The sequence below is a fragment of the Erythrobacter sp. HI0063 genome (assembly GCF_001635685.1).
GTDB lineage: Bacteria > Pseudomonadota > Alphaproteobacteria > Sphingomonadales > Sphingomonadaceae > Qipengyuania.
In genome coordinates this window covers 1-208 of the sequence record NZ_LWFF01000233.1, presented here as the reverse complement: position 1 = coordinate 208, position 208 = coordinate 1, and the positions used below count along the sequence as shown (strand labels likewise).

Annotated in this window: 1 pseudogene; it reads left to right on the top strand. The window is 62.0% G+C overall.

The features are described from left to right. Nucleotides 1–50: 50 nt before the first annotated feature. Nucleotides 51–208 (top strand): annotated as a pseudogene (locus A3736_RS07490) (NADH:ubiquinone oxidoreductase subunit NDUFA12); the annotation flags it as partial.

Below are 208 nucleotides of genomic sequence, written 5' to 3'. Positions count from 1 at the left end.
ACGGCGTTCAGGCGCTTGAGGCCCTCGATAAAACAGGCTAACCGCGCCCAATGAACTTCCTGTCCAAGATCTTCACCTGGTGGAACGGCGCGACCATCGGCACGCTGTTCTGGAGCTGGCGCAACGGCGAACAGGTGGGCACCGATGCGCAGGGCAATCGCTATTTCCGCTCCAAGCCGAAGCGCAAGAACCTGCCGACCGGCGGTTC